We start from the raw sequence: 13044 nt of genomic DNA, 5'->3' as shown, positions 1-13044 counted from the left end.
GAGAGGCGCACCCGTGACGACAGCCGCAGCACTCGGCTATCTCGCACAGACCCTGGAGCCCGGGGCCGACGGCCTCCCCGCCGCCCTGCTGCTCGGACCCGTCGAAGGCCGCGCGAAAGCCCTGGCCGACGCGGGCCTGGAACCTGACCGCTGGCGCGCGGCCCGCCGCCGCTGGATCGCCGAGGCCGACCGGGTGACCCGCGCCATGGCCTGGCTCGACGGCGGCGCCGACGTCGCCGGGATCACGCTCGGCGTCAAGGACACCGTGGACGTGGCCGGCATGCCCACCACCCTGGGCCACGCGACGCACCGCCACCACCCGGCCGCCGACGCGGCCGCCGTGGCCCGGATCCGCGCCCTGGGCCTGGCCGTGACCGGCAAGGCCTATGCCACCGAGCTGAACATCGGCGCTCCCGGGGACGTCCTGAACCCGGCCTTCCCCGAGCTGTCCCCGGGCGGCTCCAGCACCGGCTCCGCCGTCTCCGTCGCCGCCGGCATCTGCGACTTCGCGCTCTCCACGGACGTCCTCGGCTCGACCCGCTGGCCCGCGACCAACTGCGGTATCGCCGGACTGCGGACCACCTGGCACCCCGGCCGGCTCACCGGCGCGCTGCCGGTGTCGCCCACCCAGGACGCCCTGGGGCTGATGGCCCGTACGGTCGCCGACCTGCGGCGGCTGTGGCGGCGCGGCCCGGTCGCCGGCCCGGTCGCCGGCCCGGTCGCCGGAGCGGAGGCCGCCGCGCCGGGGGCCGGCCGGCCCCCGCGCGTGGCCACCGTGGCCAACACCCGCGGCTGCGCACCCGTGCTCGCCGAGGGCATCGCCCGTACCGTCGGGGCCCTCGCCGAACTCGGCGTGGCCTGCCGCGAGGTGGAGCTCCCCGGCGAACTGTGGGGCGCCCGCGCAGACGCCTGGGAGCTGTGCGCGATCGACGTCGCCGAGGTCGTCGAACAGGTCGAGGCCCGGCTGCCGCTGCGGATCTCAACCGTCGCCCGGGCCTCCCTGGGAGCGGAGCCCGCCCCCGGCCGCCGCGCCGAACTGCTGCACGCGCAGGCGCGGTTCCGCTCCGGGCTGCTCGCCTTCCTCGACCGCGAGGGCATCGACATGCTGTTGATGCCCGTCAGCTCGACGCCGCCCAAACGGGTCGTCGAGCGGGCCGGCCGGCCCACCCTGCCCAAGCCGGACGACGCCGACTACGCGGACCGCCTCGGCTACACCCCGATCGCCAGCTTCGCCGGCCTGCCCGCGCTGGTCCAGCCGGCCGCGGTCGACGCCGCGCACGGACCCGTCGGCGCGCAACTCGTCGGTCGACCGGACCAGGAAGCGGCCCTGCTCGAACTCGGCGCCCGGCTGGAGCGGCTCCTCGGCACGGCCCCCGTGATCGCCGAACGGGTCGCCCGAACCCTCCGGGAGGCACGATGAGGCGCGTCGGTTCGGTGGATCCCGACCGGATCCGGATCGAGGCGGCCCGCCTCGAAACCCTGGGCGGCCATCCGCTGCCGCCCGCCGCGGCCGCCCCCGGGACGGCCGGGCTGCCCGAAAGCGGTCCGGCCCAGGTCACCGCCGTCAGCCGGGCCCTCGCGGCCGACGCCGGCGGCCAGGTCGTCGCCAGCGGCGGCACCACCGGCAAGCTCAAGATCACCACCATCGCCCCGGACCAGGGCATCCCGCGGCTGCTGCGCGCCGACTGGCGCCCGCTCCACCCGGGGGACGTACTGCTCAACCTCTTCCGCCCGGGCCGGCTGTGGGGCGCGCACTACTTCTACAACGCCCTCGCGGCCCACTGCCGGGCCTCCGTGCTCCCCATGGGGCCGGTCGCCGCCGCCGAACTGCCGGACTGGACGGACGTGTTCCGCGAGACGGGCGTCAACGCCCTCGCCGGCGCCCCCAGCGCCCTGGCCGACTTCGCCGACGCGGTCCTCGCCACCGGCGCCGAACTGCCCGTACGCACGGTCGTCTGGGCCGGGGAACCGCTCACCCCGCCCCGCCGGGAAGCGGTCCTGCGCGCCTTCCCGCAGGCGGGCCTGTGGGGCAACTACGGCTCCATCGAGACGTACGTCATCGCCACCAGCGGCCCCGGGTGCGCGCCCGGCCTGCTCCATCTGCTGCCCGAGCAACTGCTGGAGTACGACGAGGAACGCACCCTGCTCACCCGGGTGGGCGACGGCTGGCCCACCCCCGTCGTGCGCTACCGCCTCGGCGACCGGATCACCCCCGACAGCTGCCCCTGCGGAGCCGAGGACGGCTTCCGGGTGCTCGGCCGCACCGACGACCGGCTGAAGTTCCACAACACCATTATCCGGCTCGGCGACCTCCTCGACGTGGTCCGCGCCGTCCCGGGCGTCACCGACGGCCAACTGGCCCTGACCGCCGACCCGGCCGACCCGGAAGCGCTGCGCGCCCTCACCGTCCGCTACACCGGGCCGGAGCGCGACGCGCAGCGGATCCTGTCCGAGCTGCTGCGCCGGGTCTACGCCCTGACCGCGATCGCCGCGCAGCACCCCGCGAGCGTGCGGGTCGAACGGGTCGACCGGCTCGACCGCAACAGCCGCACCGGCAAGGTGGTCCCGCACGCCTGGCACCACCCCACGACAAGCACCGGCTGACAGCCGGCCACCGCAGATGACAGACAGGGGACAGCGCATGGAGCGCGGCACGCCGGTCGAGAACCGGATCACCAGGGAGTTCCTCGACGACGCGCGCGGCAAGGCCCGCGCCGTCGCCACCTCGGACCCCGCCTTCGATCGCACCCACGCCTGGCTCGGCCGGCCGGTCCTCAACCGCCCGACCTTCCTCGAAGCCGCGGAGACGCGCGCCCTCGACCACGACCTCGGCGTGTTCCTTCGGGTGCTGTGCTCCCTGCCCGAGCGCCTCTACGGCGGCGACCCCGGCCGCATGGCCCGCGCCCTCGGGCTGCCCCCGGTCCAGGCCGAAGCGGTCGTGCGCTGCGCCGTCCCCGGGCCGGCCGTGCCACTGGGCCGGGCGGACCTGCTGCGCGAGCAGGGCGTCTTCCGACTGGTCGAGTTCAACACCACCAGCTCCCTCGGCGGTTGCGAGATAGCGGAGATGTGCCGGGGCATGCTCTCGGACACCGCGCTCACCGAGTTCGCCGCGCGGCACAACCTCGGCTACGGCGACCCGGCCGCCGGGGTGATGGCCTCCATGGAGGCCTCCACCCCCTCCTCCGGTCTCCCGATCGCCGTCGTGAAGTGGCCCAACAGCCCCGAGACGGCCATGGAGTTCGGGCATCTGAAGCTGTTCGTCGAGCAGCTCGCCGAGCTCGGGCACGAGGCGTTCCCGTGCCACATCGGCCAGCTCCGTCACGAGGGCGGCGTGCTGACCGCCGCGGGCCGCCGCGTCGACCGCGTCTTCCGCACCTTCCAGCTCAGTCGCCTCACCGGCACCCCCGAGACCGACGCACTGGCGGCCCCGCTCCTCGACGCGGTCGCCGCCGGCGCCGCCCACCTGTTCGCACCGCTGCCCGCCGACCTCTACGGCATCAAGGACTGCCTGGGCCTGCTCAGCGACGAGACCCACCGCGACGTCCTGGACCCCGCGGAGCTCGATGTCGTCGACCGGCTGCTGCCCTGGACGCGCCCGCTGCGTACCGGCCGGGTCACCCGCGAGGGCACGGCCGTGGACCTCCTCGACCACGTGCTGGCGGAACGCGAGCGCCTGGTCCTCAAGCCCAGCGCCGGATTCGCCGGACAGGGCATCACCGCCGGCTGGATGGTCGACCCCGCGCAATGGGAGCGCCGCGTCGCAGCCGCGCTCGACACCCCGCACGTGGTCCAGGAACGGGTGGTCGCCGACGCGGAACGCTTCGTGGACGACGACGACCCGGACGTGCTCGCGCCCTGCCTGCTCAACTGGGGCGTCTTCCACACCGTGCACGGCTACAGCGGCGCCTTCATCAAGGGCATCCCGCACGGCGCCCAGGACATCCGGTTCCTCGGCGACGGCTCGCACGTCGGTTGCGTCTTCCACCAGCTCGACCACCAGCTCGGCAACCAGTTCGGCGACCAGCTCGACCACCGGGCGGGGGAGCGGGCATGAGCCGGCCGACCGGGATCGTCGTCGACGCGTACACCAACGGCCGCCTGCTGCCCGCCGCCTTCGCCGCGCACGGGGTGGACCTCGTACACCTGCAGGCGCGGGACGAGGTCTCCGCCGTCCTGCCGCGCGACCTCAGCGGCTTCACCGAGAACATCGTCTACGACGGCGGGCCCGCACTGGACCGCGTCCGCGCCCACGCACCCGCCTTCGTCATCGCGGGCCACGACTCGGGCGTGGCCCTCGCCGACCGGCTCGGGGAACTCCTCGGCCTGCCCACGAACGGCACCGAGCTCTCCGCATCCCGCTGGGACAAGTACGCGATGGGGGAGCGCCTGCGGGAGCGGGGCATCCACTGCGCGCGCCAGTACAAGTCCGCCGACCCGGCCGACCTGATCCGCTGGCGCAAGGAGGCGGCCCTGCCCGCCGAGGCGCCCGTCGTCGTCAAGCCCGTCAGCTCCGGAGGCTCCGACCGCGTCCACGTCTGCCGCACCGACGCGCAGATCGAGGCGGCGGCGCGGGCCGTGCTGGGCGGCGGCCCCGACGTCTACGCCAAGCCCAACACCGAGGTGCTCGTCCAGTCGTTCCTGGAGGGCACCGAGTACATCGTCGACACCGTGAGCCACGACGGCGCCCACTTCGTCAGCGGGGTGTGGCGCTACCACAAGCGGCTGGTGGGCGGCCGGCCGGTGTACGACCGCGACGAACTCCTCCCGTCGCAGGAGGAACCCGTACCGGCGCTCGTCGCCTACATCCACACCGTGCTCGACGCCCTCGGCATCCGACACGGTTCGGCGCACGCCGAGGTCATCGTCACCCCCACGGGCCCCGCGCTGGTGGAGATCGGCGCGCGGATGAACGGCAACATGAACCAGGAGCTGCACCAGGTCTGCCTCGGCCACGACCAGGCCGCACTCACCGCCCTGGCCTACGTGCGCCCCGAGGCGTTCCGGACCGGATACGCCGGGCGCGTCTACCGGCGGCGCCGTCCCGCCCTGGTCTGCAACACCGCGACCGAACGCGCGGGCACCGTCACCCGGGTCGACGCCGAGGCACTGGCGCGCATCGAGGCCCTGGAAGCCGTCCACGGCGTCGTGGTCAAGTTCGGCGCGGGCGACACGATCCGGCCCACCACCGACCTGCTCACCGCCACCCTGCGGGTCTTCATGACCCACGAGGACCCGGCCGTACTGGAGGCCGACTCCCTCGCGGTACGGCGACTGGCCGAGGAGGTCTACGAGGTCGACGGGGTCGCCGCGGGCCGCGCGGTCGCCGCGAGCGCCCGCCCGGAGGCCCGCGCATGACCCGGTCGGAGATCACCGAAGCGGGCACCGGGGACGCCGCCCCGCCGAGCCTGTGGCGCGACCGCGACTTCACCACGTACTGGCTGGGCGAGAGCGCGGCCCGCTTCGGCGTCCAGGTCACCTCCCTGGTGCTGCCCCTGCTCGCGGTCGTCGAGCTCGACGCCACGTCGAGCCAGGCCGGTCTGCTCAACGGCGCCCAGTTCGTCCCGTACCTGCTGCTCACGCTCTTCGCCGGGGTCTGGGTCGACCGGATGCGGCCCCGCCCCTTCCTGATCCTCACCAACTTCGCCCGCGCCGCGCTGCTCGCCCTGGTACCGGTGCTGTTCTGGCTCGACGCGCTCAGCCTGACGGGCCTGTACCTGACCGGCTTCGCCATCGGCTCGCTCGCCGTCCTCTACGACCTGTCCTCCTCGACCTACCTGCCCTCCCTCATCGGCAAGGACCGGCTGGCCGAGGGCAACAGCCGGATCCAGGGCAGCGGTTCGGTGGCCCGGATCGGCGGCCCGGGCCTGGGCGGGCTGCTGGTGCAGGTGATGTCCGTACCCGCGACGATGATCGCCGGGGCCGGCATCCACCTGTTCTCCGCGCTGACGCTGCTGGCGGTGCGCCCGCGCGCGGAGGACCGCCCCCCGGCAGCGCCCAAGCCGATGCTCAGCGAGATCGCCGGCTCGCTGCGCTTCGTCGCCCGCAACCCCTACCTGCGGGTCTCCGCCTTCCGGGCGGGGTTCAACAACCTCTTCTTCATGGCCATGCAGACCGTGCTGCCGCTCTTCGTGATCCGCGAACTGAACGAATCCAGCAGCACCCTCGGCCTGGTCCTGGCCACGGGCGCCGTCGGCTCGCTGATCGGCGCGGTCCTCGCGGTCGGCGTCGCCAAGCGGTACGGTCCGGGCCGCGCGATCGTCATCGGCTTCGGCGTGGGCTCCTTCGCCCAGGCGCTCACCCCGCTGGCCGGCGGACCCACGGCCGTCGTCATGGCCGTCCTGTTCGGCTCGTTCCTCCTGGGCGGCATCGGCACGACCATCGGCAACGTCCACCTGTCCACGCTCACGCAGACCGTGACCCCGCGCCCGATGCTGGGCCGGACCAACGCCGCGCTGCGCTTCCTCACCTGGGGCACCATGCCCGTCGGCGCCCTGCTCGGCGGCTGGCTCGGTGACCTGATCGGCCTGCGGGCCACCCTCTTCGTCACGGCCGCCGGATTCGCGGTGTCGCTGCTGCTCGTCGCCTTCTCGCCGGTGGGCAGACTGACCGCGCTGCCGGAGGAGGCCCGCTGGGAGGAGTGATCCTCCCGGGGGCGAACCCCCCTCGGAGGTTACGGCGCGATCGGCAGCTGCCGCTTGTGCTCGGTGAGCCGGTAGCGGCGCGCGATGATCTCGAAGGCGCGCCCGTCCACGGGCTTGCCCTCCAGGAAGTCGTCGATGTCGTCGTACGTGACGCCCAGCGCGTCCTCGTCCGTCTTGCCGGGGTCGAGGGTCTCCAGGTCGGCGGTCGGAACCTTCCACACCAGTTCCGCGGGGGCGCCCAGGGCGTCCGCGACCGCGCGCACCCGGCGCTTGGTCAGTCCGGTCAGCGGGACGAGGTCGGCCGCGCCGTCGCCGAACTTGGTGAAGAAGCCGGACACCGCCTCGGCGGCGTGGTCCGTGCCCACCACGAGGCCGTCGTGCGCACCCGCGACCGCGTACTGGGCGATCATGCGCTGACGGGCCTTGATATTGCCCTGCACGAAGTCCTGGTGGTGCGCGTCGCGGAACTCCACCCCGGCGTCGACCGCCGCCGCGAGGGCGGCGTCACTGGCCGGCCGCACGTCGACGGTCAGCACGCGGTCGGCGCGGATGAAGGAGAGGGCGAGCTGGGCGTCCTTCTCGTCGGCCTGGACGCCGTAGGGCAGGCGCATGGCGTAGAAGGCGGCCTCGTGCCCCGCGGCGCGGACGCGCTCGACGGCGAGCTGGCACAGCCGCCCCGCGGTCGTGGAGTCGACGCCGCCGCTGATGCCGAGGACCAGGGAGCGCAGGCCGGTCGAGGTGAGCCGCTCGGCGAGGAACGCCACCCGGCGCTCGATCTCGTGCTCCGCGTCGAAGGTCTCGCCGACCAGGAGTTCCCGGGCGATCTCCTGCTGCAGTGCGGTGGACGCCGGCTCGCTCACTGCTGCTCCTCTGGGTCGTGCGCGCGGTACGCGGTTCGCTGTGCCGACGACCCTAGTCGACCCCTCCGGGGACCCGGAGCCCAGGCCCCGCCCCGGCCCGGGGCACCACGGCGGCCCGGTGCGGAACCGGTGCCCGTGGAGATCACCGCGCGCGACGCGGCCACCGGCGGGGCCTGTCCTTCGGCCACCGCCCTACGGACGACCCCCCGCGACGGTCTCCGGGCCCGCGACCCTGGCGTAGCGGCGGGCCAAGTGCGCGAAGGCGTCCCGCAGTTCGTCCGGGCCGACGACCTCGATGTCGGCGTCGAAGCGGCCGATGGCGGCGGCCAGGCCGGGCCAGGACCACGAGCCCAGGACGAGTCGGCAGCGGTGCGCACCGAGCTCCTCGACGAGTCCGTCGCGGGTGTAGCGGGACACCTCGGCGGCGGGCAGGTCGAGGATGACCTCGCCGCGACAGGGCTGGTCGCCCGAGCCGTCGGAACCCTGGAACCTGGCGGCGACGAACGCGGCCACCTCACCGCCGGGCAGCTCGCGCGGCGCGAAGCGGGGCCCCGTCGGCGTACGGGGGACGATCCGGTCGGCGCGGAAGGTGCGCCAGTCCGCCCGGTCGAGGTCCCAGGCGACCAGGTACCAGCGCCCGCCCCAGGTGACGAGGTGATGGGGCTCCACCCGGCGCGGAGGCGGCCCGGCGCCGACTCCCGGCGGGGGCCCGGGGGCGTTCGCGGGGCTGTAGTCGAAGCGCAGTACCTCGCGGCCGTGGACGGCGGCGCCGACCGCCATCAGGACCCCGCTGTCGACCCGGGGGCCCGGCCGGCCCGAGGACCGCTCGACGGCGGTGATCCGGATCGTGTCGACGCGGTGGCGCAGCCGTGCGGGCAGGACCTGCCGTACGGTGGCCAGCGCGCGCGCCGCGGCGTCCTCGACCCCGGCGCCGCTGGTGGCGCCGCTCCGGAGCGCCACGGCCAGGGCCACCGCCTGCTCGTCGTCGAACAGCAGCGGCGGCAGCTCCGCGCCCGCGTCGAGCCGGTACCCGCCGTCGGGCCCCTTGGCCGCCACGACGCGATAGCCGAGCCCGCGCAGGCGGTCGACGTCCCGACGCACCGTGCGCGGGCTGACGTCCAGCCGCTCGGCCAGGAGCGCTCCCGGCCAGTCCCGGCGCGCCTGGAGCAGTGAGAGCAGCGACAGCAGTCGCGCGGAGGTCTTCTGCATGACGCCCATCCTGCCCGCCCAAGAGGACAGGAACTGACCGCTTCCCCCGCCCCGGGATACCGACCGGGCGAGCACGGCCCGGCGCCCCCCCGGGCCCTTCACCTCACGCGAAGCCCTCCGCGGTTTCCCCCGCGCCCGATCCGTTGGCCCTCCGGCGGCCGCGGCTCGGCCCGCGAGAGTGTGCCATTGGCCCAGTGGTACGGCCTCGACTTGAGCCAGTGGGCCTCCGGATGCTTATCTGTGGCGTATCCATGTAGTTTCGGCGCCGCGCGGTGCCGGACGGCAACGAGGCCGGTCCGGAGCGCGGCGCCTTCGCCGTGCCCGTTCGCCGCCCACCACCCCGGGCGGACACCGGCTCGGTGCGTCATCGCGAGGGGGGCGGCACACCGCCGTGAAGAGGATGTTCGTGGCTCCGGATCCGGGGCGGACGAGATTGAGGAATTCGGCCCGAGCGGTGATCGGCGTCGCCGCCGCCGTCGCCGCCGCCGAGGGGTGCGGGCTCTCCCTCACCGCCTCCATCACCGGGGGCCTGGCTGCCCTGCTCGCCCTCTTCACCGTGCTCGACGGCACCGTGCGCGCCCAGCGGGTGACCACCGCCCTGCTGCCCGCCGCCGGATTCCCCGTCCTCGCCCTGGCCACCACCCTGCACGGCGTGACGCCCGCCCGCGACCTCGCCTTCCTGGCCGTCGTCTTCGCCGGGGTCTACGCCCGCCGCTGGGGTCCGCGCGGGCACGCCCTCGGGATCTTCGGCTTCATGATGTTCTTCGTCACGCAGTTCCTGCACGCCCTGCCCGCCCAGCTCCCCGAGCTCTACGCCGCCGTGGGGCTGGCCCTGCTCGCCGCCGCGGCCGTGCGCTTCGTCCTGTGGCCCATCGAGCGGCGCACCCCGCCTCCCGCCGCCCCGCCCGGCCTGCCCGGCACCGGGCTGGCCCGGCCGACCACCCGGCAGGCCTTCCAGGCCACCGCCGCCTGCACCTTCGCCCTCGCCATCGGCCAGGCCGTGTCCGACGACCGCTGGTACTGGGCCGTCGGCACCAGCTGGTGGATCTTCGTGAACACCGCCTCGCGCGGCGAGACCCTCGTACGCGGCTTCCGCCGGGTCCTGGGCACCGTCACCGGCATCGCGGCCGGCCTGCTGATCGCCGTCCCCCTGCACGGCGCGCCCGGGCCCACCGCCGCGCTGGTCGCCGTCTGCGTCTTCGGCATCTTCTACACGGCGGCCCCCTCGTACTCCTGGATGATGTTCTTCGTCACCGTCATGGCGGGCCTGCTCTACGGGCTCCTCGGCGTCCTGCACCCCGGCCTGCTGCTCCTGCGGTTCCAGGAGACCGCGATCGGTGCGATCGGCGCCGCCCTCGCCGTCGTGCTCGTCCTCCCGGTGACCACGCACGCCGCCAACAACGCCTGGATCCAGCGCGCCCTGCACTGCGTACGGGCCTCCACCGCGGCCTCGCTCGACCGCCTCGCCGGGAACCCCGACGCCGACCCCGCCCCGCACGCCGCCGAGCTGGAACTGCTCCTGGGCCGGGTCCGGACGGCCCTCGCACCGCTGGTCCACCCGCTGAGCCCGCTGCGCGCCCGCAAGGCGCGGGCCCGGCAGGTGCTGGCGCTGCTCGACGACTGCGCCCGGGAGGTACGCGGGCTCGTCGCCGTCGCCGCAGACCCGCAGGCCTCCCACGACGCCCGGCTGGCCGCGGCCTGCTGGCGCGTGGAGGCGGCCGTGGAGGCCCTCACCGCACCGCGGGGCGCCGCGGAGGCCGAATTCGGTCCGACCCCGACCCGGCCCGCGCCGGCGGAACCGGCCCTCGCCCACCTGCACGGCCTGGAACACGCCCTCGTCGCCCTCGCCACCCCGCTGCGGACCGACCCCCGGGCGCCGCTCGTCATCAGCGCCTGAGCGGCCCGCCCGCCCGCGCGGCGGGTCCCGCCCCGGTGCCCGGACCCGCCCCCGGGTCCGGGCGCCGGGGCGGATCCCCGTCCAGGCCGGGCGCCCCCGCCAGGCCCGCCGGCAACCGGCCCGGCGTGTGCACCACGCCGAGCCGCTGGGTCGCCCGGGTCAGGGCCACGTACAGGTCACTGGGCCGCAGTTCGGCCGGCTCCACCACGATCACCGTGTCGAACTCCAGCCCCTTGGCCTGGCGCGGGTCGAGCAGGACCACCTCACGGGTCAGATCCGGCTCCGCCCCCGCCCGCACCCCGGGCAGCACGTCCGCCAGCGCGCCGTGCAGCCCGCGCGGCGCGATCACGGCGAGCCGCCCCCGCGCCGGGAGCTCCCGGTCCACCGCCTCCCGGGCCGCCCGCGCCAGGTCATCGGCCGCGCGCGCCCAGGGGCGTACCCCGGTGCTGCGCACCGAGCGCGGCGGTTCGAAGCCGGGATCCCGGTCCCGCAGCACCGCCGCCGCCACGTCCATGATCTCGGCGGGCGTGCGGTAGTTGACCCCGAGCCGGACCAGCTCCCAGCGCGTGCCCGCGTACGGGGCCAGGATCCGCTCCCACGCCCCGACCCCCGCCTCGTCCGCCGTCTGCGCCGGATCGCCGACCAGGGTCATGGACCGGGTCGGGCAGCGCCGCATCAGCAGCCGCCACGCCATCTCCGACAGCTCCTGCGCCTCGTCCACGACGACATGGCCGAAGGCCCAGGTCCGGTCGGCGGCGGCCCGCTCGGCCGTACTGCGGTGATCGGCCTCCTCGTGCCGCTCGGCCATCCGCTCGGCGTCGATGAGGTCGTGAGCCGCCAGGAACTCGGACTCCTCGTCCTCGAACTCGAAGGACTCCGACCCCCGCGACAGGTCCAGCACCCCCTGCGCGTAGGCGACCCGCCCCTCCCGCTCCCGCTCCTCGGCGGCCCGCCGGGCGCTGTCGTCCGTGCCGAGCAACTCGGCCGCCTCGTCCAGCAGCGGCACGTCGGCCGGTGTCCAGTCCGGCCGCGCGGAGGGCTCGCGGCGGATCAGCCCGGCCTCGTACGGGGACAGGTGCGCGGGGTCCGCCAGGTAGTCGGCGAGGAGCCCTTCCGGGGTGAGGACGGGCCACAGCGAGTCGATCGCGGCGTGCACGGCCGGACTCGTCGCGATCTCCTTCGCCAACTGGGCGATGTCGTCGGGACCGAGCAGGTTCGGCCCGCCGTACGGGTCCGCGCCCAGCCGGTCGGCGAGCTGCGCCGTGAGCGCGTCGAGGATGCGGAACGCGAAGGTCGGTCGCGCCCGGTTGTGGGGGAGGCCGGTGGCGCGCGCCCGGTCCCGCGCCTCGTACGCCATGGTGCGGTCCAGCAGCAGGGTCCCGTAGTCGTCGTGGTCGATCTCCAGCGCGGGCTCCGGCACGGTGTCGTACTCCTCGCCGCTGCCCGCCGGCACCGTTTCCGGCAGGCACTGCCGGGCGGCGACGACGCGGGCCAGCACCTCCGCCATCGCGGCCCGGCCCTTCACCGCGGCGGCCCCGGGGCGGTCGGCGGCGGTGGCCCGGACCCCCGGGAAGAGTTCGCCCGGCGTCGCCAGGAGGACGCCCGTCTCGCCGAGCGCGGGGAGCACCTCGCCGATGTAGCCCAGGAAGGCCGGACCCGGTCCGACGATCAGCACCCCGCGTCGGGCGAGCTGCTCGCGGTGGGCGTACAGCAGGTAGGCGGCGCGGTGCAGCGCGACCGCGGTCTTGCCGGTGCCCGGCCCGCCCTCGACGACCAGCACCCCGTGGTACGGGGAGCGGATGACCCGGTCCTGCTCGGCCTGGATGGTCCGCACGATGTCGTGCATCCGGCCGGTCCTCGCGGAGTCGAGCGCCGCGAGCAGCACGGCGTCGGCGTCGGCGCCCTCGTGTCCGGTGCGCTCGGCGTCGGTCAGGTCGAGGATCTCGTCGTGCAGGGCCGTCACCACCCGGCCCCGGCTGCTGATGTGCCGGCGCCGGCGCAGGCCCATGGGGGTGTGCCCGGTGGCGAGGTAGAAGGGCCGGGCGACCTCGGCGCGCCAGTCCAGCACCAGGGGGGTGCGCTCCGCGTCGTCCGCGCGGATTCCGAGGCGGCCGATGTGGTGGTCGCGGCCGTCGGAGAACTCCAGACGGCCGAAACACAGGCCGTTCTCCCCGGCATTCAGGGCGGAAAGCAGTCCGGACTGCTCGGCGACCAGGACATCCCGCTCCAGCCGGGTTTGGAACCCGCTCCCGACCTCGCGCATTGCCCCGTCCACGGCACGTTCGGCCTGGTCACGCAGATCGTCGAGGCGCCGATAGAGGTCCGTGACGAATTGCTGCTCTTTCCGGAATTCCTCGGTTGACAATTGCACTCCCGCCGCGATACAGTGTCCTCGTAAGGCTCCTCACGGATTTGTTGACCGTGAAGTCGTGAACCA

Annotated in this window: 9 protein-coding genes; 6 read left to right on the top strand and 3 right to left on the bottom strand. The window is 74.9% G+C overall.

The features are described from left to right. Window positions 1–13 precede the first annotated feature (13 nt). Genes ACWFQ8_RS06435 through ACWFQ8_RS06415 form a run of 5 tightly spaced genes read left to right on the top strand, consistent with a single transcriptional unit; the run spans window position 14 to window position 6641 of the window. The gene (locus ACWFQ8_RS06435) at window positions 14–1420 is read left to right on the top strand and encodes an amidase family protein (protein ID WP_453785053.1); all 1407 of its coding nucleotides are present in this window, start codon (window positions 14–16) and stop codon (window positions 1418–1420) included. Beyond that, window positions 1417–2604: an AMP-binding protein gene (locus ACWFQ8_RS06430; protein ID WP_453785052.1), complete on the top strand. Its 1188-nt coding sequence runs from the start codon at window positions 1417–1419 to the stop codon at window positions 2602–2604. The genes ACWFQ8_RS06435 and ACWFQ8_RS06430 overlap by 4 nt, the downstream gene beginning before the upstream one ends. Before the next feature lie 16 nt (window positions 2605–2620). Beyond that, window positions 2621–4054, top strand: coding sequence for a hypothetical protein (locus ACWFQ8_RS06425; RefSeq protein ID WP_453785051.1), 1434 nt, complete (start codon window positions 2621–2623; stop codon window positions 4052–4054). Next, complete coding sequence (locus tag ACWFQ8_RS06420; RefSeq protein ID WP_453785050.1) at window positions 4051–5355, top strand: ATP-grasp domain-containing protein; 1305 nt, start codon at window positions 4051–4053, stop codon at window positions 5353–5355. The genes ACWFQ8_RS06425 and ACWFQ8_RS06420 overlap by 4 nt, the downstream gene beginning before the upstream one ends. Next, window positions 5352–6641, top strand: coding sequence for an MFS transporter (locus ACWFQ8_RS06415; RefSeq protein ID WP_453785049.1), 1290 nt, complete (start codon window positions 5352–5354; stop codon window positions 6639–6641). The genes ACWFQ8_RS06420 and ACWFQ8_RS06415 overlap by 4 nt, the downstream gene beginning before the upstream one ends. 29 nt (window positions 6642–6670) lie before the next feature. Here ACWFQ8_RS06415 and nadE read toward each other — a convergent pair whose 3' ends face one another. Next, window positions 6671–7501 (bottom strand): ammonia-dependent NAD(+) synthetase, encoded by an 831-nt coding sequence (gene nadE, locus ACWFQ8_RS06410; protein ID WP_453785048.1) that lies wholly within the window; start codon window positions 7499–7501, stop codon window positions 6671–6673. A 192-nt stretch (window positions 7502–7693) separates the two neighbouring features. Next, window positions 7694–8710 carry a helix-turn-helix transcriptional regulator gene (locus ACWFQ8_RS06405; RefSeq protein WP_453785047.1) on the bottom strand — a complete coding sequence of 339 codons (1017 nt, stop codon included), beginning with the start codon at window positions 8708–8710 and terminating at the stop codon, window positions 7694–7696. Between the two features lie 400 nt (window positions 8711–9110). Between ACWFQ8_RS06405 and ACWFQ8_RS06400 the strand changes: the two genes are divergently transcribed. Further along, window positions 9111–10607, top strand: a complete 1497-nt coding sequence (locus ACWFQ8_RS06400; protein WP_453785155.1) for an FUSC family protein — start codon at window positions 9111–9113, stop codon at window positions 10605–10607. Here ACWFQ8_RS06400 and ACWFQ8_RS06395 read toward each other — a convergent pair. Further along, on the bottom strand, window positions 10597–12972 hold the full coding sequence (locus ACWFQ8_RS06395) for a HelD family protein (RefSeq protein ID WP_453785046.1): 2376 nt from the start codon (window positions 12970–12972) through the stop codon (window positions 10597–10599). The genes ACWFQ8_RS06400 and ACWFQ8_RS06395 overlap by 11 nt on opposite strands. Between the last annotated feature and the right edge of the window lie 72 nt (window positions 12973–13044).

Source organism: Streptomyces sp. NPDC055254 (assembly GCF_053606025.1).
The sequence above is the reverse complement of the archived record's forward strand: the minus strand, read 5'-3'. Positions and strand labels throughout refer to the sequence as shown.

Bases quoted from the DNA above. Each gene is read 5' to 3' on its own strand.
- ACWFQ8_RS06430 (WP_453785052.1), top strand. From the start codon at position 1,417: ATGAGGCGCGTCGGTTCGGTGGATCCCGACCGGATCCGGATCGAGGCG.
- ACWFQ8_RS06425 (WP_453785051.1), top strand. From the start codon at position 2,621: ATGACAGACAGGGGACAGCGCATGGAGCGCGGCACGCCGGTCGAGAAC.
- ACWFQ8_RS06420 (WP_453785050.1), top strand. From the start codon at position 4,051: ATGAGCCGGCCGACCGGGATCGTCGTCGACGCGTACACCAACGGCCGC.
- ACWFQ8_RS06415 (WP_453785049.1), top strand. From the start codon at position 5,352: ATGACCCGGTCGGAGATCACCGAAGCGGGCACCGGGGACGCCGCCCCG.
- ACWFQ8_RS06405 (WP_453785047.1), bottom strand. From the start codon at position 8,710: ATGCAGAAGACCTCCGCGCGACTGCTGTCGCTGCTCTCACTGCTCCAG.
- ACWFQ8_RS06400 (WP_453785155.1), top strand. From the start codon at position 9,111: ATGTTCGTGGCTCCGGATCCGGGGCGGACGAGATTGAGGAATTCGGCC.